Below are 24,071 nucleotides of genomic sequence, written 5' to 3' on the forward strand. Positions count from 1 at the left end.
TTACATGTTGAACCTGGAGCGCCTGCGCACCCTCGACGCCCTCGCCCGGCACGGCTCGGTCAGCGGGGCCGCCGAGGCCCTGCATGTCACGACGTCGGCGGTCTCGCAGCAGCTGGGCAAGCTGGAGCGCGAGGTGGACCAGCAGCTCCTCGCCAGGAACGGCAGGGGCGTCCGGCTCACCGACGCCGGCCGGCTGCTCGCCGAGCACGCGGGCCGCATCCTCTCCCAGGTGGAGCTGGCCCAGTCCGACCTGGAGGCGCACCGCGGCCAGGTCGTCGGAGAACTCAGGCTGTCGGCGTTCCCGACGGCCGCCCGGGGGCTCTTCCCGGCCGCGCTGGCGGACCTGCGCACCCGGCACCCGGCGCTGCGCGTCCGCTCCAGCGAACTGGAACCGGAGAGCGGTATCGCCGGGGTGGTCCGCGGCGACCTCGACCTGGCGGTCGTGCTGGACTGGTACAACAAGCCGATGCCGCTGCCCGAGGGCCTGGTCAAGGCGCCCCTGCTGGACGACCCCGCCGACGTGGCCCTCCCGGTCGGCCACCGGCTCGCAGGCCGGGACGAGGTGGACCTGGGGGAGTTCGCCGAGGACGAGTGGATCACCTGGGGCGAGGGCGAGTTCTGCCACGAGTGGCTGATGTTCACGCTGCGCTCGCGCGGAGTCGAACCGATCGTCGGGCACCGCGCCGCCGAGACGCACACCCAACTCAACCTGGTGGCCGCCGGGCTGGGAGTCTGCATCGCCCCGCTGCTCGGCCGGCACCCGGTGCCCGAGGGCATCGTGACGGTGCCGCTCAAGCAGCGGGTGCGCCGCCATGTGTACGTCGTCTGGCGGGCGGACGCCGACCGCCGCCCGTCGATCCGGGCGGCGGTACAGGCCCTGCGGGGCGCGGCCGAGACGATCTCCTGAACCGTCCGCGCTCTCCCGACCGCCCTGCGCGGAGCCTACGCGGAGCCGAGCTTGCGGAAGTCCCAGGAGGCGGTCTTCGTCGGGGTCAGCCGGGCCCAGGCGTGCCTGCCGTCGTGCGGCATCTCGTCAAGGCCGAAGTTCTTGCGGGCGAACAGGGTCTCCACGTAGTCGAGTTCGGCGACCAGCTCGCCGGTGCGCGGGACCTCGCCCACGAACTCGACGGACCCTCTCAGCTCGACACCGCGCAGACTGTCGTACTCCTCACCCGAGTCGACCACGACGGCCACCCGCGGGTCGCGCGTCAGGTCCTTCCAGCGCTGGCTGCGCACCACCGAGTACAGCCACAGCGACGTGCCGTCCCACGCGAACCACAGCGCGCTCACGTGCGGCGCGCCGGACGCCGAGACGGTCGCGACCCGGCAGGTGCGCTGCGTGGTGAGGAAATCGTCCAGCTCTCCGGGCGTCATCATGATCTTGCGGCCCCGGCGCTGAGTGACGGTCATGCGGCCCCTCTTCTCTTCTTCCGTTCCCGCGCGATGGCGGTTAGTGTCACCCGCCCCGCACCAAGGCGGAAGGGGGCGTCATGCCGTCGTCGTACGAACGTCTCGCGGAACTCCTCGAGCCCACGAGCACCGTGCTGCTCACCGTCGAGTGCCAGCAGGGCGTGGTCGGCCCGGACGGCGCACTGCCCGAACTCGCCCGCGAGGCCCGCGCGTCGGGGGCACTGGCCAACGTCGCCCGGCTGGTCGCCGCGGCGCACGACACCGGCGTCCAGGTGATCCACGCGATCGCCGAACGCCGCCCCGACGGCCGGGGAGCGAACCGCAACGCGCGGCTGTTCCGCGCCGCCGGGCGGCTGCCCGTCCAGCAGCTGTCCGGCACGGCGGCGGTACGCGTCGCGCCCCCCATCGAGGTCTCGGAGGAGGACCTCGTCGTACGACGGCTGCACGGCCTGTCGCCGATCCAGGGCACCGACGTCGACCCGCTGCTGCGCAACCTCGGCTGCCGCACCCTGGTCGTCACCGGTGTCTCGGCCAACGTGGCCGTGCCCAATGCGGTGTTCGACGCGGTGAACCGGGGCTACACGGCCGTCGTACCGGCCGACGCCATCGCGGGGGTCCCCTCCGACTACACCCCCGCGATGATCCGCAACACCCTCGCGCTGGTCGCCACGATCGCGACCACGGACGAGGTGCTCGGCTGCCTCAGACGCCCGCGCCGGCGAGCCTGAGCCTCAGGCCAGCGAGATCTGGTCGCCGGCGACCGTGATCTTCGCCGGGGTCAGGCCGGTCGTCGCCGGACCGTGCTTCACGCTGCCGTCCGCGATGGCGAACTTGCTGCCGTGACAGGGGCAGACGATCTCGCCGTTGGCCACGCTGCTCACCGCGCAGCCCGCGTGCGGGCACTTCGTGGAGAACGCCTTGTAGGCGCCGGACGTCGGCTGGGTGACGACCACGGCCTGGTCCTTGTAGATCGTGCCGCCGCCCTCGGGGATGTCCGAGGTCTTGGCGAGCGCGGTGCCGCCGGCCGCCGCGGTGGGCGTGCCCGTCGAACCGCCCGTGCCGTTGCTGTTCTGGTTGGTGGCGCCAGCGCCCGTGTTGTTCGTGGTGGTCGACCCCGAGTTGTCGTCCGACGAACCGCAGGCGGTCAGCGCGGCGGCGAGCCCCGCCGCTCCGGCCGCCGCCATGACGGTACGGCGGCCCGGTGCGGCTGAGGGGTTGAGCGGTGCGCTGGTCATGTGAGGGGTTCCCTTCCGCGGAGCTTCTCGTTGATCCGTCCAGGGGTACGGTCTTCCGGCACCACCTGTTCAGACGGCATCCAGATAGTGACCACCTCGACATGAGCCTGCGGTGAAAGGGCGCTGTCGGTTCCCTGTCAGGCGGTCGCCAGGGCCACCTCGGTCGACTTGATCAGCGCCACCACCGGGGCGCCGGACGTCAGGCCGAGGTCGGTGACCGCGTCCTTGGTGATCGCCGCGGTGAGGTCGGGACCGCCGTCGACGGCGACCTTGACCGTGGCCATCGCCCCGCCGGTGGCGACGTCCCGGACCGTGCCGGGCAGCCGGTTGCGGATGGAGACCCCCGCGACCGGGCCGGTGGCCAGCGCGACCTCGGTGGACTTGACCAGGGCGCGCACGGCCGAGCCCGCGGTGAGCCCCAGGTCCTCGACCGCCTCCAGGGTGACCGCGGCGGTGAGGTCCTGACCGCCGTCGAGGCGCACCTTCACGGTCGCCATCACCTCACCGGCGGTGACCGCGACCACGGTGCCGGGGATCTGGTTGCGGATACTCAGGCTCATGAAGGGCCACCTCGCAGATAGGGAAAAGGTGATGTGCCATGACGTGCGACGATCGTGGCTCCACAAGTTAGCGGTTCCACGGCGGCTCCCGAATGCCGTTGCCGCAGGTGTCGTGGCTGGTTAGGTTCGGGCCATGGCTGATGACGAACCCACCCGTGCCGCGCGCCTGATCGACGCCCAGGCCAAGGCCGCCCTGCTGTTCGCGGAGATCGAGGAGCGCGGACTCGTCGCCGCCGGGGAGCGGGAGCGGGCGGTCAGCGACCGGGTTCGTGACCTGGCGAACGAGATGTTCGGGACCACCCGGCACTGGCACAAGCGGATCGTGCGCTCCGGCCCGAACACCCTGCTGCCGTACAAGGAGAACCCGCCGGACCGGGTGATCGCCGCGGACGACATCGTCTTCGCCGACTTCGGGCCGATCTTCGAGGAGTACGAGGCCGACTTCGGCCGTACCTTCGTCCTCGGCGACGACCCGGTCAAGCAGCGGCTGCGGGCCGACCTGCCCGAGGTGTTCGCGGCCGGCCGGCGCTCCTTCGAGGCCGACCCCCGGATCACCGGTGCCGCGCTGCACGCCGAGGTCGCGCGGCTCGCCCGCGAGGCCGGCTGGGAACTGGGCGGCTGGCACGCCGGACACCTGGTCGGGGAGTTCCCGCACGAGAAGATCGACGGCGCGGACGTCGAGTCGTACATCACCCCCGGCAACGACACCCCCCTGCGCCGCACCGACAGGGCGGGCCGTGCCTGCCACTGGATCCTGGAGATCCACCTGGTCGACCGGGAGCGGGGCTTCGGCGGGTTCCACGAGGAACTGCTCACCCTCTGACGGCTTTTCCGTGCGCGATCACCCTTGGTTACTATGCTGCTCACCCACTTCCGGGAACCGGTCGTGGATCGCACGGTGAACGAGACGGGTGGCCTGGGAAAATGCTGAAAGCGGTCACCGCGACCCGCTACATCACCCCCCTGCGCGAGGGCGGATCGCTGCCGGGGCTCGTCGAGGGCGACGACTTCGGGACCTACGTCACGAAGTTCACCGGCGCCGGTCAGGGACGCAAGACGCTGGTCGCCGAGGTCGTCTGCGGGGAACTCGCCCGCCGGCTCGGGTTCCGGATGCCCCGGCTGGTCACCGTCGAACTCGACCCGGTGCTGGGGCTCGGCGAACCCGAGCAGCAGGTGCAGGACCTGCTGCGCGGCAGCGGCGGCAGCAACCTCGGCATGGACTTCCTCTCCGGCGCCCTCGGCTTCGATCCGCTCGCCTTCTCCGTGAGCTCCGAGGAGGCCGGGCGGATCGTCTGGTTCGACGCGCTGGTCAACAACGTCGACCGCTCCTGGCGCAACCCCAACCTGCTGGTGCACCGCGGCGACCTGTGGCTCATCGACCACGGCGCCACCATGATCTGGCAGCACAACTGGCCGTCGGCGGAGGTCTCCGCCGCCCGCCCGTACGACGCCGCCGACCACGCGCTGAGCGGCTTCGCGCCCGATGTCCGGGCGGCCGCCGCCGAGCTGGCCCGGCTGGTCACCGAGGACCTGCTCGCCGAGGTCACCGCCGAGATCCCGGACGTCTGGCTGGCCGGCGAGCCCGGCTTCGACACGCCCGACGACCTGCGGCGCACCTACGCCCGGCCGCTGCTCGCCCGTGCCGCCGTCATCCATGAGCGCATCACCGGCATCGAGGGGACCACGTGAGCGAGACCCACATCCACATGGCCGGACATGTGGCCGAGCGCCACATCACCCGGGCCGGCCAGGGCGGCGACCGGGACGTCTTCGAGTACGCCCTGCTGCGGGTCGTGCCCCGGGTGGAGCGCGGCGAGTGCATCAACGCGGGCGTGATCGTGTACTGCCGGGCCAAGGCCTACGTCGGTGCCCGCACCCACCTCGACGAGGCCCGGCTGCTGGCCCTGGACCCGGAGGCGGACGTCGCCGGGGTGCGGGCCGCGCTCGGGGCCGTGGAAGGGGTTTGCGCGGGCGGCGACGCGGCGGGACACGCGGCCGGTGACGACCCCGGGCGCCGCTTCCGCTGGCTCGTCGCGCCCCGGTCGACGGTCGTGCAGCCCGGACCGGTGCACACCGGTCTGACCCTCGACGCCGCCGCCGAGACACACCGGTTGCTGGACCTCCTGGTGAGGTAATGGATCACACCGCGCGGTGTGGCGTTGACACCGCGTGCCAGGGCTTCTAGCGTCACGTCTGTCGAAGGTACTAAGCGGTCGCTCACCGCGGCGGGAGGTCGGCAGCGGCCCCCGCGACCAGGTTCTCTCAAGGGCGAGGAGAAACAGCAATGTCCAGCACTGAGCAGCGGGTGGCCGTCGTCACCGGTGCCGCACGCGGGATCGGCGCCGCCACCGCCGTACGACTGGCCGCCGAGGGTCGGGCGGTCGCCGTGATCGACCTCGACGAGGCCGCCTGCAAGGACACCGTCGAGAAGATCACCTCGGCCGGCGGCAGGGCGATCGCGGTCGGCGCCGACGTGTCCGACGAGGCCCAGGTCGCCGCGGCGATCGCGCGGGTCGTCGAGGAGCTGGGCGCCCCGACCATCCTGGTCAACAACGCCGGCGTACTCCGCGACAACCTGCTGTTCAAGATGTCCGTGTCCGACTGGGACACCGTCCTGAACGTGCACCTGCGCGGCTCCTTCCTGATGGCCAAGGCCGTCCAGCAGCACATGGTCGAGGCGGGCTGGGGCCGGATCGTCAACCTGTCCTCCTCCTCGGCGCTCGGCAACCGCGGCCAGGCCAACTACTCCGCGGCCAAGGCCGGTCTGCAGGGCTTCACCAAGACCCTCGCCATCGAGCTCGGCAAGTTCGGCATCACCGCCAACGCCGTCGCCCCCGGCTTCATCGCCACCGAGATGACCAAGGCCACCGCCGACCGCGTGAAGATGGGCTTCGAGGAGTTCAAGGCCGCCGCCGCCACCCAGATCCCGGTGCAGCGCGTCGGCGAGCCCGAGGACATCGCCAACGCCATCGCGTTCTTCACGAACGAGGCGGCCGGCTTCGTCTCCGGCCAGGTCCTGTACGTGGCCGGCGGACCGCTGGACTAGGGCCGGCGCACCGAGGCCACCCGGGACTACTGAGGATCTGAGGATCACGGACATGACTGAACTGCCCGAGCTGTCCGGCAAGGTCGCCGTCGTCACCGGCGCCAGCCGTGGCATCGGTTACGGCGTCGCCGAGGCGCTGCTCGCCCGCGGCGACCGTGTCGCCATCACCGGCCGCAACGAGGACGCCCTCAAGGAGGCCGTCGAGAGCCTCGGCTCCGAGCGGGTCATCGGCATCGCGGGCAAGGCCCACGACGTCGCCCACCAGAGCGAGGTCGTCGACCGCGCCATGGAGGCCTTCGGCCGCGTCGACTACCTGGTCAACAACGCCGGAACCAACCCGGTGTTCGGCCCGATCGCCGACGTCGACCTGGACGTCGCCCGCAAGGTGTTCGAGACCAACGTGGTCTCGGCCCTCGGTTTCGCCCAGAAGACCTGGCACGCCTGGCAGAAGGACAACGGCGGCGCCATCGTCAACATCGCCTCCGTCGCAGGGCTCTCGGCCTCGCCGTTCATCGGGGCCTACGGCATCAGCAAGGCCGCGATGATCAACCTGACCCAGCAGCTGGCGCACGAGTTCGCGCCGGGCGTGCGGGTCAACGCGATCGCCCCCGCCGTCGTCAAGACCAAGTTCGCGCAGGCCCTGTACGAGGGCCGGGAGGCGGAGGCCGCCGCGGGCTATCCGCTGGGGCGGCTCGGTGTGCCCGCCGACATCGGCGGCGCCGCCGCGTTCCTCACCTCGGAGCAGTCCGACTGGATCACCGGCCAGACGCTCGTCGTCGACGGCGGCATCTTCCTCAAGGCCGGCGTGGCCTGACAGCGCCTCAGCCCGTCCGGTCCGCCCGGGCGTCGTCTTCGTCACAGACATTTCGTCACAGGAGCGACGGAAGCGACGCCCGGGCGGCTGTGCGACATCTGCACGGCGAGCTGACAACGTCGTCATAGCACATTCGATCAACGCCCGTGTTTCCGGGGTGGTTCACGGCGCGCAACGCTGCGGTATGGTCTGCCGCCGACCCCTGGTACGGCGGATCGAGGAGCGTGCGCGTGTTCAACCGGAACCGAGGCCTGCGAAGAGCCGCCGCGGTCGTGTCCATGTCCCTGGTGGCCGGGTGCGGCGTCTTCGCCGGCAGCAGCGCGGCCGGCAGCGGGCCGATCGTCGTCGGTACGACCAGCGCTCCCAGCACGCTCGACCCGGCCGGATCGTGGGACGGCTCCTGGGAGCTGTTCCGGAACATCTACCAGACGCTGCTCGCCTACCCCGACGGTGCCACCACCCCGCAGCCCGACGCCGCCCGCAGCTGCGGCTTCACGGACTCCGGCAACCGCACCTACCGCTGTGAACTGCGCTCGGGCATGAAGTTCGCCGACGGCGACCGCCTCGACGCGGCCGCCGTCAAGTACTCCATCGACAGGATCCGGTCCATCGACGCCCCCAGCGGTCCGGCCGGACTGCTCGGCAGCCTCGACCGGGTACAGGCGGTCGGCGACCGCGAGGTGGTCTTCCACCTCGGCAAGCCCGACGCCACCTTCCCGTTCGTGCTCGCCACCCCTGCCATGTCCATCGTCGACCCCGACGACTACCCCGCGCACTCCCTGCGCAAGGACGACTCGGTATACGGCTCCGGGCCGTACACCCTCAGGTCGTACGAGGACCAGAAGCGGGCCGAGCTGGTCCGCAACGACAACTACCAGGGCTTCGCGGACCGGCAGAACGACGCGGTGACCATCCGCTACTTCCAGGACTCCGCCACCATGGTCAAGGCCCTGCGCTCCGGGGACATCGACGTCACCTACCGTGGTCTCGCCGCCTCCGACATCGTCGCCCTGGAGGCCCACGGCTCCACCGACCTGCAACTGGTCGACGGCGCCGGCACCGACATCAGCTACCTGGTGTTCAACCCCAAGGACCCGTGGGCCAAGATCCCCGCCGTGCGCAAGGCCGTCGCCCAGCTCGTGGACCGCGCAGCGATCGCCCACACCGTCTACAAGGACACCGTCGACCCGCTGTACTCCATGGTCCCGGCCGGTCTGACCGGCCACACCACCGGCTTCTTCGACGACTACGGCGACCCCAGCACCTCCAAGGCCCACAAGATCCTCGCCGACGCCGGCATCACCCGGAAGGTCCCGCTCACCCTCTGGTACACCACCGACCGCTACGGCTCCGAGACCGCCCGGATGTTCCAGGAGCTCAAGCAGCAGCTGGACGACTCCGGCCTGTTCACCATCACCCTCAGGAGCCGGCCCTGGAAGACCTATGTCGTCGGTTACGAGAAGGGCGAGTACCCGGTGTTCGGGCGCGGCTGGTTCCCGGACTTCCCCGACGCCGACAACTTCATCGCGCCCTTCGTCGGCGAACAGAACGCCCTCGGCACGCCGTACCCGTCACCGGTGATCACCGGCAGGCTGCTGCCCGACTCGCGGGGCGAGAGCGACCGGGCGGCGGTCGTCAAGGACTTCCAGCAGGCCCAGCAGATCCTGGTCAACGACGCCCGGCTGATCCCGCTGTGGCAGGGCCGCCAGTACGTCGCGGCGAGCGACGACATCTCCGGCGGTGAACAGGCGCTCGACCCGTCGACGATCATGATGATGTGGGAGCTGCACCGCAAGACCAGCTGGTGAACCGGTCGGCGGCACGGGTTGTCAGTGGTCGGCTGTAGGTTCTTGGGCATCGGCAGGAACCGCAAGTGACCGCAATTCGTGAGGACGTTGACGTGACCGACATCGCCATGCTGCCCGAGTCCTGGCGCGGGGTTCTGGGTGACGAGCTGCAGCAGCCCTATTTCAAGGAGCTGACCGAGTTCGTCGAGGAGGAGCGGGCGAACGGTCCCGTCTACCCGCCCCGTGAGGAGGTCTTCGCCGCGCTGGACGCGACGCCGTACGACCAGGTCAAGGTACTGATCCTCGGCCAGGACCCGTATCACGGCGAGGGCCAGGGCCACGGCCTGTGCTTCTCCGTCCGCCCCGGCGTGCGGACCCCGCCGTCGCTGCGGAACATCTACAAGGAGATGAAGGAGGAGCTGGGCCTGGAGGTCCCGGACAACGGCTACCTGATGCCGTGGGCCCGGCAGGGCGTGCTGCTGCTCAACGCGGTGCTCACGGTCCGCGCCGGTGAGGCCAACTCGCACAAGAACAAGGGCTGGGAGAAGTTCACGGACGCGGTGATCCGCGCGGTCGCCGACCGGCCCGACCCGGCGGTCTTCGTCCTCTGGGGCGGCTACGCCCAGAAGAAGCTCCGGCTGATCGACGAGAGCCGGCACGTCGTGATCCAGGGCGCCCACCCGTCCCCGCTGTCCGCGAAGAAGTTCTTCGGCTCCCGTCCGTTCACCCAGATCAACGAGGCGGTCGCGGCACAGGGGCACGAGCCGATCGACTGGCGGATCCCGAACCTGGGCTGACGGGGCGGGCCGGAGGCGACCGTCCGGCACTCGGTGGGGACACGGCGGGCCGGGTGCCGATGAGCCCGGGGAAGCCGCCGGGGGCGGTTAGCGTCGGGAGAGACGGTCGAGGAGTGCGGAGGGCGCCGTGACGGACCGACAGGAGCAGACGGCACCGGATGCCGTACTCACGCGGATCGGGCAGGTCGTGATGCTGCACCACGCCGGTGACCGTGAGGAGGCCCGCGGACGCCTGCTCGACCTGTGGGCGGAGATCGGCGAACACGGCGACCCGCTGCACCGCTGCACCCTCGCCCACTACCTGGCCGACACCCAGGACGACCCCGCCGACGAACTCGCCTGGGACCTGCGGGCGCTGTCCGCGGCGGACGAGGCGCGGGAGGTGAGGGGTGAGAGCGAGGGGGACGCCGCGCAGGAGCGGGCCGAAGCGGCGGAGGTGCGCGGTTTCTACCCGTCCCTGCATCTCAACCTCGCCGCCGACTACGTCAAGCTCGGCCGCACCGAGGCCGCCCGCACCCACCTGCGCCGGGCCCGCGGAGCGGCCGCCGCCCTCGCCGACGACGGTTACGGCGACGGCGTCCGGGCCGCCATCAGCCGCCTGGAACTGCGCCTCGGCGACGACGACCCGGACGCCGACTCGTCCTGGGGACCCCCGCGGCAACGTCCGAGCTAGGCCCTGTCGTCACATTCCCGCCTGCCCCGCGACGCCATGCACGCTCCCCCAGCCTCCGGCCGGGGGGACCCCCACTCGCCGCACCGGGCCCAGACCCAAGTACATCCAGTACGTGGGCCAGGGCCCGGCACTCCCCAGCCTTCGGCCGGGGGGACCCCCAGAGCACGCACCTGACGCCGCAGGGCCGCCCTCCGGGCGACGACGGGAATGTGACGACAGGGCCTAGGGCCCTAGGGCCGGTCGGGGTGGGCCTCAGTGTCCGTACGTCTGTTCGCAGATCTTGGCCTGTGGGCTGTCCGCGCGCCAGGCGCCGTACTGCTTGCCGAGGGCGCACACGTCCGGGGCCTTCGGTGCGGTACGGGTGACGTCCGGGATGTCGACGTGTGGACTCCGTGTCCGGTGCGGATGCGGCTGTGAGGGAGAACGAGGATGCCCGGCGGCCGCGTGGGGGAGCGGCGTCCGGTGGTGGGGCTCGGCGAGAGGCGGCGGGGCGTCGTGCGGGGCCGCGGACGGGGGACGGTCGCGGGTCCGGCGCGGGCCGACCAGCTCCAACGCCTCCTTGGCCGGGGCCTGCACCACCTTCGGCTCGGTGCTGCCGTCCGGACGGGGCACCGACGGCAGCGAGGGCGCCGTACCCGGTGGCGGGCCGGGCACGGCCGGACGCTGCACCGTCACACAGCCGGACAGGGCCGAGACGGTCACGGTGACCAAGAGCGCTGCGGTCGTCGTCGTTCGATGCACGCGGGCAACTCTGCTGGCTCGGAGCGGGAGTTGATACCGCCGACCGGAGTTCGGTGCCCCGCACGGGTGATCTCGTGCCCCGTACGGAGGACGGGTGATCGCGAGGCTGACGTCAGTCGCCGGTCGCGCCGTCGATCCGCTCCCGGATCAGGTCGGCGTGACCGTTGTGCCGGGCGTACTCCTCGATCATGTGGGTGTGGATCCAGCGCAGGCTGATGTACTTGCCGGTACGCCGGTGGCGGCCCTTGGAGAGATCGTCGAGGCCGAAGTCGGCCGCGACGGCCCGGGCGGCCTCGATCTCGGCCTGCCAGGCCGCGTACGCCTCCTCCCAGGTGTCCCCCTCGGTGAGGTGGAACTCCCCGTCGGGATCCTCGTCGCTCCAGTACAACGGCGGAGCCTCCGCCCCCGCGAGCACCCTGCGGTACCAGGACCGCTCCACGTCCGCCATGTGCCGTACCAGCCCCATCAGGGACAGCGGGGACGGCTCCACCGAGGCGGTCCTGAGCTGGGCGTCGGTCAGGCCCTCGCACTTCACCGCGAGGGTCTTCCGGTGGAACTCCAGCCAGCCCTCCAGCATGGTGCGTTCGTCGGCGTCGGTCTCGGGCAAACGGCGTTCGGTCGTCATCCCGGCATCCTCTCCGAGTCCGCCCGATCCCACCACGGATTATCGGCCCGTATGCTTCCGCACAGACATGCGTGGGCATCCGCGCGGGCACACGGCGGAGGAGCGTCAGTGAAGGTCGGCTGCATCGGACTCGGTGACATCGCGCAGAAGGCGTACCTGCCGGTGCTGGGCACGCGCCCGGGGCTCGAACTGCACCTCCAGACCCGCACCCCCGCCACCCTCGACCGGGTCGCCGACACCCTCCACCTGCCGGCCGCCCGGCGGCACGCGACCCTCGACGACCTCCTCGCCCAGGACCTGGACGCCGCCTTCGTGCACGCGCCGACGGGGGCCCACCCCGAGATCGTCACCCGGCTCCTGGAGGCGGGCGTACCGACGTACGTCGACAAGCCGCTGGCCTACCGGTTCGCCGACTCGGAGCGGCTGGTGGCGCTCGCCGAGGCGCGGAACGTGTCGCTGTTCGTCGGATTCAACCGGCGCCACGCCCCCGGCTACGTGCAGTGCGCCGACCATCCGCGCGAGCTGATCCTGATGCAGAAGAACCGGGTCGGGCTGCCCGAGGAACCCCGCACGATGATCCTCGACGACTTCATCCACGTCGTCGACACCCTGCGCTTCCTCGCCCCCGGACCGGTCGACGACGTCACCGTCCGCGCCCGGGTCGTCGACGGACTGCTCCACCACGTGGTCCTGCAGCTGTCCGGGGACGGCTTCACCGCCCTCGGCGTGATGAACCGGCTCAGCGGCTCGGCGGAGGAGATCCTCGAGGTCTCCGGGCAGGACACCAAGCGCCAGGTCCTCAACCTCGCCGAGGTGATCGACCACAAGGGGCAGCCCTCGGTCCGGCGGCGCGGCGACTGGGTGCCGGTCGCCCGTCAGCGCGGCATCGAACAGGCCGTGTTCGCCTTCCTCGACGCCGTCCGGGCCGGGAAGGTGCTCAGCGCCCGGGACGCACTGGCGACTCACGAACTGTGCGAGCGGGTGGTACGAGAGGTTCGGCGGCACCCCGGCGCAGCCTGACCGCCCGCACCCCCTCGCTCAGGCAGAACCCGGCGAGCACCAGCAGCGCACCGTCCACCGCCCAGTCGCCGAACCGCACGAACGGGGTGACACCGTGCGCGACCGGCACCCGGTAGACCCGGGCCTCGCTCGCGTCCGTGCCCAGCCACGGGCCCAGGCGCGCCCCGTCCGGGCCGTACACGGCGGACACCCCGGTCAGCGTGGCGTGGACCATCGTCCGGCCGGTCTCGGCGGCTCGCAGGGCGCCCAGTGAGGCGTGCTGCGCGGGCGCCCAGCTGTGCTGGAACGAGGAGGTCGAGGACTGGCCCACCAGCACCTCGGCGCCGTCCTGCGCGAGATGCCGGCTCATGTCGGGGAACGCCGTCTCGAAGCAGACCATCGGGCCGACGCGCAGACCGTGGCCGACGTTCATCACCACCTGCTCGGTACCGCGCCGCCGGTCCTCACCGGCCGCCTTGCCCACCGAGGTGGCCCAGCCGAGCAGTGAGCGGGCCGGTATGTACTCGCCGAAGGGCACCAGCCGCATCTTGTCGTACCGCTCGCCGGTCGGCCCGTCGGCCCCCACCAGCAGGGAACTCTTGTAGATGCCGGGCCGGTCCGAGCGCCGGGCGTCGACGTTGACCAGGATGTCGGCACCGGTCACCCGGGACAGGGCGGCGATCCGGCGCGCGAGGTCGGGCCGGTCGCCGAGGTCGAAGCCGACGCTGCTCTCGCCCCACACGATCAGGTCGGGGTGCTGCCCCGCCAGCTGCCGCGTCAACTGCTCCTCCCGGTCGAAGCGCCGGTCGCCACTGTCGGAGCCGTCGACGATGCCGGGCTGTACGACGGCGATCCGCACGTGCCCGTCGACGTCCGGTCGCGGTGCCCACACCCAGGCGGCGGACGTCGCGGCGGCCGTGGCCACCAGCGAGGCGACCGCCGGTACCCGGGCCTCGCGCACCGAGACGAGCCCGGCGACGGCCACGTTCACCGCCACCACCAGGAAGCTCAGCAGCCACACCCCGCCCACGGAGGCCAGCCGCAGCGCCGGGGACACCTGCCACTGGGTCGCGCCGAGCATGCCCCAGGGCCCGCCCAGCCCCTGCCAGGACCGCACCAGCTCCACCATCAGCCAGCCCGACGGCAGCACCAGCACCGCGGCCGCCGCCCGGCCCGGCGACGGCACCCCGCCCAGCAGCCGGCGCGTCAGCCAGCCCCAGGGCGCCCAGAACACGCTCAGCAGCCCGGCGATCAGGAAGATGAAGACGTGCAGACTCGGCAGCAGCCAGTGGTGCACGGCCACCATGAACCCGAAGCCCCCGCACCAGCCGTCGTACGCCGCGCGCCGCCCGGTCGGCGCCGAGCGGGCCAGTAGCAGCCACGGGACCAGCGCGACGTAGGCGAACCACCACAACGACGGTGCCGGAAAGGCCAGCACGGGCAGCGCGCCCGCGAACGCTCCGACACAGGAACGCCGCCACGGTGAGGTGAGCCAGCGTTCTACGGTCCTCATGCGTCGCCTCCTGCCTGCGGGTCCTTCCAGTGTGCGGGACCGGCCGGGAGCTTCGACAGGGGGCATGGACGCGGGCTCAGCCGGGCACGGCCGCCGGGCGCGGGCCGGGCAGCACGCGCCACCGTTCCTCGACGACCACCGTCCGCAGCCGCCAGCCCTCGCCGGTGCGCAGGAACGCGAAGGAGTAGCGGCCGCCGCACACGAAGTCCGGGCCGGTGGCCGCCCCTTCGCCGCCGTCGCCCTCTTCGCCCCCGGCGAACCGCATCGGGTTCACGTAGTCGGCCTGGACATGGGCGGTGTCACCGGTGTCGTGCTCCAGGGTCCCGAAGCGCACCCGGCGGTTGACGATCAGATGCTGCCGCATCGAGAAGAGGGCCAGGTTCTCCGAGAGCCACCCGGCGACCTGTCCCGCGCCCCCCTCGACCCCGCCGGCGGAGCGGTAGTCGGCCCGCCCGTCCGCGGTGAACAGGGCCAGGTACGCCGCCCAGTCGCCGTCGTCGACGGCGACCGCGTACGCGGTGACCACCTCGTCCACGGCCAGCCGGTCCATCACGGTCGCGAGCTCCACGCGCTGCGTCATCGGCTCAGTGTTGGGCACGGACCGCACCCAGCCAAGGGGCGGGAGCGATATTCCGCGCCGTTCGTGCCGGTGCGACCGCGGACCGTAGGATCGCCGCCTGATCGTTCTGAGGAGGCTCGTCATGGCACGTCCCGTCACGGTGGTCACCGGTGGCAGCCGCGGTATCGGTGCCGCGACCTGTCTGCGGCTCGCGGCGGACGGGCACGATGTCGTGATCGGCTACGTCCGGGACGCGGACGCCGCAGCGACGGTGGCCGAGGGGGTGGCGAAGGCCGGGGCGCGCTGCGTCGTCGTACAGGTGGACACGGCGGTCGAGGCGGATGTGGAGCGGCTGTTCGACACCGCGGAGCGGGAGCTGGGGGCCGTCACCGGGCTGGTCAACAACGCCGGTGTGACGGGGCCGTTGGGGCGGCTGGCGGATGCCGGTACCGCCGATCTGCGCAAGGTCGTGGAGGTCAACCTGCTGGGGACGCTGCTGTGTGCGCGGCGGGCGGCCCGGCAGATGGCCCGGCGGGGCACTGGAGCGATCGTGAACGTGTCCTCCGGGGCCGCCACCCTCGGCAGCCCCGGCGAGTTCGTCCACTACGCGGCGACGAAGGCGGCCGTCGACGCCCTGACGGTGGGCCTCGCCAAGGAACTCGGCCCGGACGGGGTGCGGGTCAACGCGGTCGCGCCCGGCGCCGTCGACACCGAGATGCACGCGGCGATGGGCGACCCCGACCGGGCCCGGCGGATCGGTGCCGCCGTGCCGTTGGGACGGGTGGGGCTGCCGGAGGAGATCGCCGCCGCCATCGCCTGGCTGCTGTCGCCGGAGGCCTCCTACACGACCGGCACGGTCCTGCGGGTGGCCGGCGGGCGGTGAGCGCCGGCCCTCAGGCCGCCTCGATGATCTGCCCGCGGATCGCCGCGGCCCACTCGACCACCAACAGCTCGTACTCCGACCGCTCCTGCGCCGACAGCGATCCACGCGCACGCAGCCACAGCGCCCGGATGTGCTCGTTGACCTCGGCAGCAGAACGCACGGAACCAGGGGTTCGGGAATCGGGGGACATGAGCAACAGCGTAGGGGCAGGACCTGACCGTGCGCTACCGGACCGCTACGGGGACCGTATGGGGTTGGTCACGGGCGGCACGGCGTACCGGCGGCCGGGCCTCGGCATGTGCCGGGCGGGTGGTCGCGCCGTGGACCCGGCCGTGATCCCGGGGGCGGCCCTTCGCCCTCGCCGGAGCGTGTACGCCCGCATCTGACCGCAGGGAACGGGCGGCTGCCGAGGGTTGGCCGAGATGAGCCGCCATACCGGGGCGTGTCGCGGGTGGGCGGCGTTCGTGACGGCGGGTCAGGTCGTGTGGAGCGTGGCGGCGAGGAGTGCGAGTTTCTCCGCGCTGTCGCTGCCCGGTTCCGGATGGTGGACGACGAGCGTCTGGCCCGCCGTGCCCGCGATACCCAGCCGCTCCCGGTTCAGCCGCAGGCGCCCGACCTGAGGGTGGTCGAGGTGCTTGGCCGTGCCCTCGCAGCCGGCCACGTCGTGGCGGGCCCAGAGCCGGCTGAACCGCGGGCTGGCCAGGGACAGTTCCCCGACGAGTTCGATCACGCCGGGGTCGTCGACGTCGGCGCCGACGGACCGGCGGAATCCGGCGACCATGCCGGCCCCGGCGTTCTCCCAGTCCGGGTGCAGGGCTTGTTCGGCGGGGTCGAGGAAGGTGTCCCGGAGCCGGTTGGCGCCGACCGTGAGGCGGGGCGACAGCGCGGTCGCGAGGGCGTTGACGGCCAGCACGTCGAACCGGCGGCCCTCCACGTACGCGGGGAGCGGGAGGGCGGCGACGAGTTGCGCGATGCCGGGCGGCACGGCCTCCTTCCGGGCCCGGCGCCGACGCCGGCGGGGCGCCGCGGAACCGAGACCGAGCAGGTACGCCGTGGCCTCCTCGTCGAGCCTCAGCACCCGGGCGATGGACTCCAGGACCTGGGCGGAGGGATTGCGGTCGCGGCCCTGCTCCAGGCGCAGGTAGTAGTCGGCGCTGATGCCGGCCAGCATCGCGACCTCCTCGCGGCGCAGTCCGGGCACCCGCCGCACGCCGAGCACGGGGATGCCGACCTGCTCGGGCGTGACCAGCTCGCGGCGGGCCCGCACATACGCGCCCAGCAGGTTCGGTTCGTCGGTCATCCCCCCACCGTAAGGCGGTCCGCCTCGCCCGTGCCTGGTCCTGTCACCCCCAGGACCACCGGGGCTCTGCCCCGGCCGGCGCCGGGCCGGAAGCGTGCTCGGTGACAGCCGGGACAACGGTCCGAGGAGGACGACATGTCGACGTATCTGCTGGTGCACGGTGCCTGGCACAGCGGGGAGTGCTGGGAGAGGGTGGTGCCGTTGCTGACGGCGGCCGGACACCGGGTGTACGCGCCCTCGCTGACCGGCTTCGGGGACAAGGCGGGGCTGCTGGGTCCCCACGTCGGCCTGGACACCCACGTCGACGACGTCGTCGGGCTGATCGAGGACGAGGGGCTCACCGATGTCGTACTGGTGGGGCACAGTTACGCGGGGCTGGTCGTCTCGTCCGTCGTCGACCGGATCCCCGAGCGGATCGGTCACCTCGTCCATCTCGACGCGATGGTTCCGGAGCACGGCGAGACCGCTGCCGACGTCCAGCCGGCGACCCAGGGTCTGATCGACCGCGCGCTGGCGTCCGACAGCGGCTGGCGCGTTCCGCCGCTGCCCGAACTGCCGCCGCCGTACGGTCTGTTCGGGGTCACCGAGGCGGCGGACCTGGCCTGGCTGCGTTCGATGCTGTCCGACATGCCGGTGCGTTGCCTCCAGCAGCCGGTGCGGCTGGACAACACGGCCGGGCACAGGGTGCCCCGCACCCACATCCATTGTGTCGGCGCCGTACCGCCGGGCATCGTCCGCCGTCCGGTGCCGACGGGCCGGCCGGTGTGGGAACTCCCCACCGGCCACGACTGCATGATCACCATGCCGGCCGAACTCGTCGAACTCCTGCTCAAGGTGGGGTGAGCCCGCGGCGAACTCGCTCCGCGCGGGCGGCGCGACCGCCTAGGCTCCGGGTATGACGGACGTGACGGACGAGGACGAGCGGGCGGTGCGGGCGGCGATCGACGGGGAGCTACGACTGCTCGACCCGGCGGTGCGGGCCGATCCGGCCCTCGTCCTGGAGCTGCTCGACCCGGAGTTCACCGAGGTGGGGGCGTCCGGCCGACGCTGGGACGCGACCTCCATCCTGACGGTGACCAGCGGCGGATCGGTGTCTTCCGAATCGCCGGTCGAGGTCACCGACATGTCGGGGACGGTCCTCGCCCCGGGCGTCGTGCTGCTGCGGTACTTCGGCGACAACCAGGGGCGGCGCGTCTGGCGCAGCTCCGTGTGGCGGCTCACCGCGACGGGCTGGCGGCTCTACTACCACCAGGGCACCCCGGCCGCTTCCTAATGGTGATGTCAACGGCCATCACCGAGGGGCCTGGGACCGGTCCCGTCGGTGATCTGCGGATCCCGTCATGGCGCGCCCGCCACAGCGTGGATGCCCCACCCCCGGAAGGAGGGCAGGGCATCCGTGGACTGAGGTGTTCAGCCAACGTGGTAGACGGTGATGGTCACCTCTCCGTCCGGACCGGGGATGGTGTACGCGCCAGGGCCGTGGAAGGGCTCGCAGCCCTGGGCGAGGATGTCGTCGGCGTTGTACCCGGTGTCGTCCTCACCCACGTCGGCGCACACCTCGGTGATCAGGTGGTCGGCGAACCTGTGCGTGGCACCGGCCTCGGGATAGCGCGGCACGGTGGGGGTGTTGATGTCCAGGTCCGGGTGCTCCCACAGGGTCGTCTGCCGCAGGCCGAAATCCTTCACGAAGACTCGGCCGTAGGGTTCGGGCAGGTTGTTGTCGTCCTTCTCCTGAGGGTTGGAGAACTCGATCGAGTAGGTGATGAGCCCACCGGGGTACCTCGCCTGCGCGGGCGACTGTGCCTGAGCCGATCCGGCACTCACCACTCCGGTCAGCAGCAGGCCCATCGAGGCGACGGCCGCCAGTCGGCCCATGGACGTCGGACGCATCCCTGATCCCCTTTCACTCAACGTAGTCGCACGACTACTCTTCGAAGGTAAGGCAGGTCATCCGGGCGATCGGTGGGAGCTCTGGGCAAACCACCCCGCCGGATGGTGCCGATGCTCTCCGGACATGGCCCAGTGCGCCGGGTGGCCAACCCGCCTTCGGCCATGAAGAGAAGAGCCGCCTCCCGATCAATCGCGGCCGCGGAGCCCCAAGCGCTGCCAGCCGGTCCCCGCGCACTGACCTGTACAGCTCCCTCGTCGTCCCATCGGGGCGAGGGCACTTGAGCGCACAGCGGTCAGTCGGGTGCCCGCCCGAGCAGCTCCCGTTTGCGCGGGGCTGCGTCAGACCGAGCCGGTGCCACTACCTGACATCGACGGAGAGGCGACCTGGTAATGCCTCCGGTCCCGGATCAATGCCCACATGACGTTGACACGCCGCCGGGCGAGCGCGAGCACGGCCTGGACGTGCTTCTTCCCCTCGGCCCGCGTGCGGTCGTAGAACTTCCGCGAGTTCGGGTCGTATCGAACGCTGACCAGCGCGGAGGTGTAGAACACCCGCTGGAGCCGACGGTGGTAAACGACCGGCCGGTGAAGGTTCCCGCTGACCTTGCCGGAGTCTCGTGGTCTCGGAGCGACGCCGGCGAAGGCTGCCAGAGCGTCCGGGGAGTCGAACCCGTCGAGGCTGCCGTCAACGGCGGCGAGGAATTCGGCGCCGAGCACAGGACCCATGCCGGGAACGCTCAAGACGATGTCCGCGAGTTCCTGCTCGCGAAATCGGCCCTCGATGTACTTGTCCAACTCGGAGATCTGCGCCTTGAGCGCCATGACCTCTTCAGCGAGGGTACGCACCGACATCGCGGCGGCCCTCTCCCCAGGGACGGCTGTGTGCTGACGCTCAGCGGCCTCAACTGCCACCTCGGCCAACGAAGTAGCGTTACGGACCTTGTGCTCGGCCAGCCACGCAGCCAGCCTGTTCGTACCCTCACCGCGGATCGCGGCCGGGGTCTGGTATCCCGTGAGCAGCTTGAGCGGACCGATGTTGGCCAGGTCCAACGCTCGTTCCAGCGCGGGAAACATACGCAGCAAGATGCCGCGCAGCCGGTTCACCACACGCGTACGGTCCTGGACCAGATCAGCGCGGCGTCCGGGGAGCGACTTGAGTTCCACGCCGGCTTCGTCGCCGGGGCGGATGGGCCGCAGGTGCGGCGCATCCTGGCCTGGTCGGCGATGACGTAGGCGTCTCGGGCATCGGTCTTGCCCTCGCCCCGGTAGCCGTCGGATGCCCCGTTCACCAGGCGCCCGGGGATGTACAGGACCTCCTGAGCGTGGTTGACCAGCAAGGCCAGCAGCAGCGCAGGCTCTCCGCCGGTCATATCGATTGCCCAGGTGACCTGACGGCCGTCGGCCACGTCGAAGACGTCGCCGATCAACTTCAGCAGCTCGGGCTCATCGTTGGCGACCCGCCGCGACAGCAAAGTCTTGCCGTCGGCGTCCAGGACGAGGCCGTGATGGTGCCCCTTGCCGCTGTCGATCCCTGCCCATATCCGGCTCATCGTGCTCCTGACGCGCGCTCGTGCTGTTCGTGCTGTTCGTGCCACGGACGACCTCGCCGGCATTGCTCTACACAGCGACTTGTTCGCACTTCCTAATCGGCGGCCGAGTCGTCGTGGGGCGCTGAGCAGCGAAGCGAGGGAAACCACAAAGCGGCAGCCGCCTGATAGCCACACCCGACGCCCCTGGGCAACCCAACACAGTAGAGCCGCCTGATCAGGCCGTCACTCGAAACGAACCGCCCCGACCCGGTTCAGCCTCCGAGGCGGTGCGCAAGGTGGAGCAGATCTGCCAGGTGCAGCACCCGCCCCTCGAATCCTGGGAGAGGTACATGGAGCGGCTGGGTCCAGCGGACTGGGATTGCGTCCAGCCCGTAGTACGCCCCCGCGAGGCCGCCTGTCACCGCGGCGACGGTGTCCGTGTCACCGCCGAGGTCGATCGCCGCGCGTATCGCGTCTTCGAAACTGGTGGTGGTGCGCACGGCCCAGACGGCGGAGCCCAGGCAGGGCCAGACGGCACCGTTGAACTCGGTCGCCTGATCGGGGTGCCAGTCGGGTGCGAGGACTGCGGCGTAGCGGCCGCGGTGGTCGGGGTGAACTACAGCCAGGATGTCCGGGAGCGCGGCGAGGAGGTCGGTGTCCTCGAACGTGACACGGATGAGTTCGTGGAAGATCGCGGTGCCTTCCCAGGCCGCACGGTCACCGTGGGTGAGGGCAGCGATCCGGCGGGCCGCGTCCATGGTGGCTTCCTGGCCGGAGGAGGCGAAGTAGACCGCGGAGGTCGATGCCCGCATCAACGAGCCGTTTCCCGCTGCTCGTTGGTTGACCTGGAAATGGATCGCGGCGGCGAGGTCCCAGGGCATTCCGTTGGTCAGGACGTCTTCGGTCTGCAAGCCGATGTCCTTCGGGTCTGATGCCGCCCACCGCTGGAAGCGTGCGAAGATGTCCGGCAGGTCCAGTCCGCCCCGCTCCAACAGCGACTCCGCGACCAGGACGGCCATCTGCGTGTCGTCAGTGGCCTCTCCGGGGTCCCACCCACCGCCTCCGCACATCTCGCCACCGGCACCAGGCGCGGGAAACCGCGCGGAGAAAGCTCCCTGGGGACCGAACTCGAATGGACCGCCCAGTGCGTCACCCACCGCTGCCCCGACGACCGCGCCGGCGGCCCGCTGAATCCGCTCCATCTGCGCAGGCTATCTGGGCCGCGCCGACGGCCGCGCGGCCCTACTTCCTTCTGGGGCTCCCGACCCATCGGCGACGAACGTGTCTCGTCTACAAAGGTGCGCCGCCTGAGACACCATGGGGCTGAGACGCCCGTACAGGTCACATAACGCCGTCCAGGACCGTTCCGATCGGCAGATCGTGCAGCTCGTCCAGGACCTCCGGGGCCATCGCGCCAAGGTCGCCTCCCTGCTGGAAGTACAGGACGGGACGGTGTTCCTCGAGGACGCCGGCGACGGCCCGCCACCCGTCGGCCTTGACCTCATAGCGGGTCTGGGCGCCCGGCCAGTGGTCCTCGGCACGAAGGTCCCGCGCGGTGACAGGGCGGACGACATCGACGGGCGGGCGCACGGGGACATCCTCGTGGGCCATGGCCTTCAGCGCACCGGACGAGCGCTCCGCACCGGGTGTGACGCGCGGGGAGCAGAAGCAAGATCCACCGGTTGGCCGTGCCGGGGTGGACCGGTCGCGGAGAGCGTCGTCGTGGAGGCTGTTCGGGCAGGATGGCCTCATGGGGACATGGCACGTCACGATGCGGTTCGGGCCGAGCGTTCCGGCCGTGGAAGGCATCTGGACCGACGCCGCGGTGGCGTTGGGCAAGTTCCGCGGCTGGCTGGGGGTACACGGCAGCCGTGACGGGGTGCCCATTGTCTTGGCGGAGGAGACCGGCGCGGAGCGCGAGTCTTTGCGAACGTGGACGAAGGAGCGGGGGGTCATTCCACCGCGTCACGTAACGCATCCGGCCCCCGCGACATGATGTCGAAGGCGTCGGCGTTGGTAGCGGGGACATGATTTGAACCTGCGACCTCTGAGCGGAAGGACGCCGACGCGCCGACCGCCTCGGAGTCGGCGCTGGAGGACTTCTACCCCCGCTTTGAGCTCCCTCACGACAAGAGCGCGGAGATCATCGAGCCCGGCTCCGTCTGAGCCGCCGCGGGCGTTGGAGGCCGCCACGTGGCGACCAGTCGTGTCGCCTCCGCCTGCTACACCCGTCGCTTCACCCAGGTGCCCCTTCTGAAGAAGGTGCCGCGGGGGCCGACCCTGCGGACCGCAATCCGGCAAGCCCTGGCGACCCGGCACCTCTGTCGGCGTCCCTGGTGTCCCGATCGTGTCTTCTGGGAGCGCCACCCGGCATCCCTGCACAGGTGAGTCCTCCGAAGGCATTGTGTGCGACGCCAGTGCACTCCCTGCCGGGATCAGATCCCGACATGTCTCCCGCACATCCGGCCCGACCATCTCGCCGACCCACCCACCCGTCGCCACATGACGAGTCTGGCCCTGCCGCTCAGCGGCAGGGCCAGAACCCAAGATCTCCAGCAACCCCATAGGCGGGTGCGTCCCGCCTCCCAGGTGGGAGACGAGTGGGAGATGATCATGGCGTGGTGATGCATTCAGGCGCTAGGAAATGCTAGATGGCGCCGCCCTCCCGCCTCTCCGGCGACGCGCCTAGGTCGCCGATTCGGCAGCATGAGGACTGATCACATCGGCGCTGACCAGGGCGATGATGACGACGCCCAGGGCGATGCGGTACCAGACGAACGGCATGAAGCTCTTGTTGGAGATCCACTTCATGAACCACGCGATCACCGCGTACCCGGACGCGAACGCGATCGCCGTCGCGAACAGGGTCGGCCCCCAGGCCACGTCGCCCCCGCTCACCGAGTCCTTCACCTCGAAGACGCCGGAGGCCAGTACCGCGGGGATGGCGAGCAGGAAGGAGTACCGGGCCGCCGCCTCCCGCCGGTAGCCCATGAACAGGCCGCCGCTGATGGTGGCTCCGGAGCGGGAGACGCCGGGGATCAGGGCGCAGGCCTGGCAGAGGCCGAAGACCAGGCCGTCCTTGACCCCGAGGTTCTCCAGGGTCTTGCGCTGCTTCGGCGCCCGGTGCCTGCCGCCGGTCTCGTCGCGGGCGGCGAGCCGGTCGGCGATGCCGATGACGACGCCCACGACGATCAGCATCGTCGCCGTGATCCGCAGGTCGCGGAACGGCCCCTCGATCTGGTCCTTCAGCGTGACACCCAGCAGCCCGATCGGTATCGAGCCGACGATCACCAGCCAGCCCATCTGCGCGTCGTGGTCACGCCGCATCGCCTTGTCGAACAGCGACCGGAACCAGGCGGAGACGATCCGTCCGATGTCCTTGCGGAAGTAGATCAGCACCGCGGTCTCCGTGCCGATCTGGGTGATCGCCGTGAAGGCCGCACCCGGGTCCTCCCAGCCGGAGAAGGCCGCGGTCAGCCGCAGATGCGCGCTGGAGGAGACGGGCAGGAACTCGGTCAGCCCCTGGACGAGTCCGAGGATCAGCGATTCAAACCAAGACATGAAGGTACGGCGTCCCAGGGGTGAGGAAGGGGCGGACGGCGCGCGGGCGCGCGTGATCATGCGTGTGCAACGGCAGCGTAGCGGGCCGGTAAGAAAGTAAGAACACAGGGGGCTGGGAGGTGGGCGGGGGCGACGGCGGCGCGGGGGTG

The 24,071-nt window shown here is 71.1% G+C and carries 27 protein-coding genes and 1 pseudogene; 14 read left to right on the forward strand and 14 right to left on the reverse strand.

Going from position 1 to position 24,071, the window contains the following annotated elements; all coding sequences use genetic code 11:
* Positions 1–4: 4 nt before the first annotated feature.
* Positions 5–907, forward strand: a complete 903-nt coding sequence (locus tag ACZ3KP_RS00190; RefSeq protein WP_467495038.1) for a LysR family transcriptional regulator — start codon at positions 5–7, stop codon at positions 905–907.
* A 35-nt stretch (positions 908–942) separates the two neighbouring features.
* Here ACZ3KP_RS00190 and ACZ3KP_RS00195 read toward each other — a convergent pair whose 3' ends face one another.
* Positions 943–1,410 carry a pyridoxamine 5'-phosphate oxidase family protein gene (locus tag ACZ3KP_RS00195; protein WP_467495040.1) on the reverse strand — a complete coding sequence of 156 codons (468 nt, stop codon included), beginning with the start codon at positions 1,408–1,410 and terminating at the stop codon, positions 943–945.
* A gap of 80 nt (positions 1,411–1,490) precedes the next feature.
* Between ACZ3KP_RS00195 and ACZ3KP_RS00200 the strand changes: the two genes are divergently transcribed.
* Positions 1,491–2,138 (forward strand): cysteine hydrolase family protein, encoded by a 648-nt coding sequence (locus ACZ3KP_RS00200; RefSeq protein ID WP_467495042.1) that lies wholly within the window; start codon positions 1,491–1,493, stop codon positions 2,136–2,138.
* A 3-nt stretch (positions 2,139–2,141) separates the two neighbouring features.
* Here ACZ3KP_RS00200 and ACZ3KP_RS00205 read toward each other — a convergent pair whose 3' ends face one another.
* Together ACZ3KP_RS00205 and ACZ3KP_RS00210 are read right to left on the reverse strand one after the other, a co-directional pair.
* On the reverse strand, positions 2,142–2,645 hold the full coding sequence (locus ACZ3KP_RS00205) for a Rieske (2Fe-2S) protein (protein ID WP_358985032.1): 504 nt from the start codon (positions 2,643–2,645) through the stop codon (positions 2,142–2,144).
* Positions 2,646–2,782: 137 nt separating this feature from the next.
* Positions 2,783–3,205, reverse strand: coding sequence for a TOBE domain-containing protein (locus ACZ3KP_RS00210; RefSeq protein WP_467495045.1), 423 nt, complete (start codon positions 3,203–3,205; stop codon positions 2,783–2,785).
* Positions 3,206–3,338: 133 nt separating this feature from the next.
* Between ACZ3KP_RS00210 and ACZ3KP_RS00215 the strand changes: the two genes are divergently transcribed.
* The 8 genes from ACZ3KP_RS00215 to ACZ3KP_RS00250 all read left to right on the forward strand — a co-directional run bounded on the left by ACZ3KP_RS00215 (position 3,339) and on the right by ACZ3KP_RS00250 (position 10,322).
* Positions 3,339–4,028 carry a M24 family metallopeptidase gene (locus ACZ3KP_RS00215; RefSeq protein WP_467495047.1) on the forward strand — a complete coding sequence of 230 codons (690 nt, stop codon included), beginning with the start codon at positions 3,339–3,341 and terminating at the stop codon, positions 4,026–4,028.
* A 101-nt stretch (positions 4,029–4,129) separates the two neighbouring features.
* Entirely contained in the window at positions 4,130–4,894 is a 765-nt protein-coding gene (locus ACZ3KP_RS00220; RefSeq protein WP_358985023.1) for a HipA family kinase, read from the forward strand.
* A 17-nt stretch (positions 4,895–4,911) separates the two neighbouring features.
* Complete coding sequence (locus tag ACZ3KP_RS00225) at positions 4,912–5,340, forward strand: DUF3037 domain-containing protein (RefSeq protein WP_132888139.1); 429 nt, start codon at positions 4,912–4,914, stop codon at positions 5,338–5,340.
* A 149-nt stretch (positions 5,341–5,489) separates the two neighbouring features.
* The gene (fabG, locus tag ACZ3KP_RS00230) at positions 5,490–6,251 is read left to right on the forward strand and encodes a 3-oxoacyl-ACP reductase FabG (protein ID WP_358985020.1); all 762 of its coding nucleotides are present in this window, start codon (positions 5,490–5,492) and stop codon (positions 6,249–6,251) included.
* A 52-nt stretch (positions 6,252–6,303) separates the two neighbouring features.
* A complete protein-coding gene (locus tag ACZ3KP_RS00235; RefSeq protein WP_467495050.1) occupies positions 6,304–7,065 on the forward strand; it encodes an SDR family oxidoreductase in 762 nt (253 codons plus the stop codon).
* A gap of 230 nt (positions 7,066–7,295) precedes the next feature.
* Positions 7,296–8,873 carry an ABC transporter substrate-binding protein gene (locus ACZ3KP_RS00240; RefSeq protein WP_467495052.1) on the forward strand — a complete coding sequence of 526 codons (1,578 nt, stop codon included), beginning with the start codon at positions 7,296–7,298 and terminating at the stop codon, positions 8,871–8,873.
* Between the two features lie 92 nt (positions 8,874–8,965).
* Entirely contained in the window at positions 8,966–9,649 is a 684-nt protein-coding gene (gene ung, locus ACZ3KP_RS00245) for a uracil-DNA glycosylase (RefSeq protein WP_132887755.1), read from the forward strand.
* A gap of 127 nt (positions 9,650–9,776) precedes the next feature.
* Positions 9,777–10,322: a hypothetical protein gene (locus ACZ3KP_RS00250; protein ID WP_467495055.1), complete on the forward strand. Its 546-nt coding sequence runs from the start codon at positions 9,777–9,779 to the stop codon at positions 10,320–10,322.
* Positions 10,323–10,574: 252 nt separating this feature from the next.
* Here ACZ3KP_RS00250 and ACZ3KP_RS00255 read toward each other — a convergent pair whose 3' ends face one another.
* Positions 10,575–11,063 carry a hypothetical protein gene (locus ACZ3KP_RS00255; RefSeq protein ID WP_467495057.1) on the reverse strand — a complete coding sequence of 163 codons (489 nt, stop codon included), beginning with the start codon at positions 11,061–11,063 and terminating at the stop codon, positions 10,575–10,577.
* 112 nt (positions 11,064–11,175) lie between these two features.
* The gene (locus tag ACZ3KP_RS00260) at positions 11,176–11,688 is read right to left on the reverse strand and encodes a DinB family protein (protein ID WP_467495059.1); all 513 of its coding nucleotides are present in this window, start codon (positions 11,686–11,688) and stop codon (positions 11,176–11,178) included.
* Positions 11,689–11,796: 108 nt separating this feature from the next.
* On the opposite strand from ACZ3KP_RS00260, the gene ACZ3KP_RS00265 reads away from it, so the two are divergent.
* Positions 11,797–12,708 carry a Gfo/Idh/MocA family protein gene (locus ACZ3KP_RS00265; protein ID WP_358985003.1) on the forward strand — a complete coding sequence of 304 codons (912 nt, stop codon included), beginning with the start codon at positions 11,797–11,799 and terminating at the stop codon, positions 12,706–12,708.
* Here the strand turns inward: ACZ3KP_RS00265 and lnt are convergent.
* Together lnt and ACZ3KP_RS00275 are read right to left on the reverse strand one after the other, a co-directional pair.
* Positions 12,626–14,200, reverse strand: coding sequence for an apolipoprotein N-acyltransferase (lnt, locus tag ACZ3KP_RS00270; RefSeq protein ID WP_467495061.1), 1,575 nt, complete (start codon positions 14,198–14,200; stop codon positions 12,626–12,628). The genes ACZ3KP_RS00265 and lnt overlap by 83 nt on opposite strands.
* Positions 14,201–14,276: 76 nt before the next feature.
* Positions 14,277–14,780 (reverse strand): nuclear transport factor 2 family protein, encoded by a 504-nt coding sequence (locus tag ACZ3KP_RS00275; RefSeq protein ID WP_467495063.1) that lies wholly within the window; start codon positions 14,778–14,780, stop codon positions 14,277–14,279.
* 121 nt (positions 14,781–14,901) lie between these two features.
* Between ACZ3KP_RS00275 and ACZ3KP_RS00280 the strand changes: the two genes are divergently transcribed.
* A complete protein-coding gene (locus ACZ3KP_RS00280) occupies positions 14,902–15,642 on the forward strand; it encodes an SDR family NAD(P)-dependent oxidoreductase (protein ID WP_467495065.1) in 741 nt (246 codons plus the stop codon).
* 10 nt (positions 15,643–15,652) lie between these two features.
* On the opposite strand, the gene ACZ3KP_RS00285 is transcribed toward ACZ3KP_RS00280, so the two are convergent.
* Both ACZ3KP_RS00285 and ACZ3KP_RS00290 read right to left on the reverse strand, forming a co-directional pair.
* The gene (locus ACZ3KP_RS00285; RefSeq protein ID WP_132887763.1) at positions 15,653–15,832 is read right to left on the reverse strand and encodes a hypothetical protein; all 180 of its coding nucleotides are present in this window, start codon (positions 15,830–15,832) and stop codon (positions 15,653–15,655) included.
* A gap of 285 nt (positions 15,833–16,117) precedes the next feature.
* Complete coding sequence (locus tag ACZ3KP_RS00290) at positions 16,118–16,942, reverse strand: helix-turn-helix domain-containing protein (protein ID WP_467495067.1); 825 nt, start codon at positions 16,940–16,942, stop codon at positions 16,118–16,120.
* 135 nt (positions 16,943–17,077) lie between these two features.
* Between ACZ3KP_RS00290 and ACZ3KP_RS00295 the strand changes: the two genes are divergently transcribed.
* Together ACZ3KP_RS00295 and ACZ3KP_RS00300 are read left to right on the forward strand one after the other, a co-directional pair.
* Positions 17,078–17,785, forward strand: a complete 708-nt coding sequence (locus ACZ3KP_RS00295; RefSeq protein ID WP_467495069.1) for an alpha/beta fold hydrolase — start codon at positions 17,078–17,080, stop codon at positions 17,783–17,785.
* Positions 17,786–17,837: 52 nt separating this feature from the next.
* Positions 17,838–18,215: a nuclear transport factor 2 family protein gene (locus tag ACZ3KP_RS00300; RefSeq protein ID WP_467495071.1), complete on the forward strand. Its 378-nt coding sequence runs from the start codon at positions 17,838–17,840 to the stop codon at positions 18,213–18,215.
* Between the two features lie 137 nt (positions 18,216–18,352).
* On the opposite strand, the gene ACZ3KP_RS00305 is transcribed toward ACZ3KP_RS00300, so the two are convergent.
* From ACZ3KP_RS00305 to ACZ3KP_RS00325, 5 genes and pseudogenes are all read right to left on the reverse strand, one after another.
* Positions 18,353–18,832 (reverse strand): hypothetical protein, encoded by a 480-nt coding sequence (locus tag ACZ3KP_RS00305; protein WP_467495073.1) that lies wholly within the window; start codon positions 18,830–18,832, stop codon positions 18,353–18,355.
* 339 nt (positions 18,833–19,171) lie between these two features.
* Positions 19,172–20,445 (reverse strand): annotated as a pseudogene (locus ACZ3KP_RS00310) (IS110 family RNA-guided transposase).
* A gap of 188 nt (positions 20,446–20,633) precedes the next feature.
* Positions 20,634–21,563 carry an ADP-ribosylglycohydrolase family protein gene (locus ACZ3KP_RS00315; protein WP_467495075.1) on the reverse strand — a complete coding sequence of 310 codons (930 nt, stop codon included), beginning with the start codon at positions 21,561–21,563 and terminating at the stop codon, positions 20,634–20,636.
* A gap of 139 nt (positions 21,564–21,702) precedes the next feature.
* Positions 21,703–21,972 carry a hypothetical protein gene (locus ACZ3KP_RS00320; protein WP_467495077.1) on the reverse strand — a complete coding sequence of 90 codons (270 nt, stop codon included), beginning with the start codon at positions 21,970–21,972 and terminating at the stop codon, positions 21,703–21,705.
* Positions 21,973–23,046: 1,074 nt separating this feature from the next.
* A complete protein-coding gene (locus ACZ3KP_RS00325; RefSeq protein ID WP_467495079.1) occupies positions 23,047–23,922 on the reverse strand; it encodes an undecaprenyl-diphosphate phosphatase in 876 nt (291 codons plus the stop codon).
* Positions 23,923–24,071: the final 149 nt, after the last annotated feature.

The sequence above is a fragment of the Streptomyces sp. NPDC020958 genome, assembly GCF_055562175.1.

What these genes read in the sequence shown, in the direction of transcription:
- ACZ3KP_RS00190 (WP_467495038.1), top strand. Translation starts at nt 5, where the DNA reads ATGTTGAACCTGGAGCGCCTGCGCACCCTCGACGCCCTCGCCCGGCAC.
- ACZ3KP_RS00195 (WP_467495040.1), bottom strand. Translation starts at nt 1,410, where the DNA reads ATGACCGTCACTCAGCGCCGGGGCCGCAAGATCATGATGACGCCCGGA.
- ACZ3KP_RS00200 (WP_467495042.1), top strand. Translation starts at nt 1,491, where the DNA reads ATGCCGTCGTCGTACGAACGTCTCGCGGAACTCCTCGAGCCCACGAGC.
- ACZ3KP_RS00205 (WP_358985032.1), bottom strand. Translation starts at nt 2,645, where the DNA reads ATGACCAGCGCACCGCTCAACCCCTCAGCCGCACCGGGCCGCCGTACC.
- ACZ3KP_RS00210 (WP_467495045.1), bottom strand. Translation starts at nt 3,205, where the DNA reads ATGAGCCTGAGTATCCGCAACCAGATCCCCGGCACCGTGGTCGCGGTC.
- ACZ3KP_RS00215 (WP_467495047.1), top strand. Translation starts at nt 3,339, where the DNA reads ATGGCTGATGACGAACCCACCCGTGCCGCGCGCCTGATCGACGCCCAG.
- ACZ3KP_RS00220 (WP_358985023.1), top strand. Translation starts at nt 4,130, where the DNA reads ATGCTGAAAGCGGTCACCGCGACCCGCTACATCACCCCCCTGCGCGAG.
- ACZ3KP_RS00225 (WP_132888139.1), top strand. Translation starts at nt 4,912, where the DNA reads ATGGCCGGACATGTGGCCGAGCGCCACATCACCCGGGCCGGCCAGGGC.
- fabG (WP_358985020.1), top strand. Translation starts at nt 5,490, where the DNA reads ATGTCCAGCACTGAGCAGCGGGTGGCCGTCGTCACCGGTGCCGCACGC.
- ACZ3KP_RS00235 (WP_467495050.1), top strand. Translation starts at nt 6,304, where the DNA reads ATGACTGAACTGCCCGAGCTGTCCGGCAAGGTCGCCGTCGTCACCGGC.
- ACZ3KP_RS00260 (WP_467495059.1), bottom strand. Translation starts at nt 11,688, where the DNA reads ATGACGACCGAACGCCGTTTGCCCGAGACCGACGCCGACGAACGCACC.
- lnt (WP_467495061.1), bottom strand. Translation starts at nt 14,200, where the DNA reads ATGAGGACCGTAGAACGCTGGCTCACCTCACCGTGGCGGCGTTCCTGT.
- ACZ3KP_RS00275 (WP_467495063.1), bottom strand. Translation starts at nt 14,780, where the DNA reads ATGACGCAGCGCGTGGAGCTCGCGACCGTGATGGACCGGCTGGCCGTG.
- ACZ3KP_RS00280 (WP_467495065.1), top strand. Translation starts at nt 14,902, where the DNA reads ATGGCACGTCCCGTCACGGTGGTCACCGGTGGCAGCCGCGGTATCGGT.
- ACZ3KP_RS00285 (WP_132887763.1), bottom strand. Translation starts at nt 15,832, where the DNA reads ATGTCCCCCGATTCCCGAACCCCTGGTTCCGTGCGTTCTGCTGCCGAG.
- ACZ3KP_RS00290 (WP_467495067.1), bottom strand. Translation starts at nt 16,942, where the DNA reads ATGACCGACGAACCGAACCTGCTGGGCGCGTATGTGCGGGCCCGCCGC.
- ACZ3KP_RS00295 (WP_467495069.1), top strand. Translation starts at nt 17,078, where the DNA reads ATGTCGACGTATCTGCTGGTGCACGGTGCCTGGCACAGCGGGGAGTGC.
- ACZ3KP_RS00300 (WP_467495071.1), top strand. Translation starts at nt 17,838, where the DNA reads ATGACGGACGTGACGGACGAGGACGAGCGGGCGGTGCGGGCGGCGATC.
- ACZ3KP_RS00305 (WP_467495073.1), bottom strand. Translation starts at nt 18,832, where the DNA reads ATGCGTCCGACGTCCATGGGCCGACTGGCGGCCGTCGCCTCGATGGGC.
- ACZ3KP_RS00315 (WP_467495075.1), bottom strand. Translation starts at nt 21,563, where the DNA reads ATGGAGCGGATTCAGCGGGCCGCCGGCGCGGTCGTCGGGGCAGCGGTG.
- ACZ3KP_RS00320 (WP_467495077.1), bottom strand. Translation starts at nt 21,972, where the DNA reads ATGGCCCACGAGGATGTCCCCGTGCGCCCGCCCGTCGATGTCGTCCGC.
- ACZ3KP_RS00325 (WP_467495079.1), bottom strand. Translation starts at nt 23,922, where the DNA reads ATGTCTTGGTTTGAATCGCTGATCCTCGGACTCGTCCAGGGGCTGACC.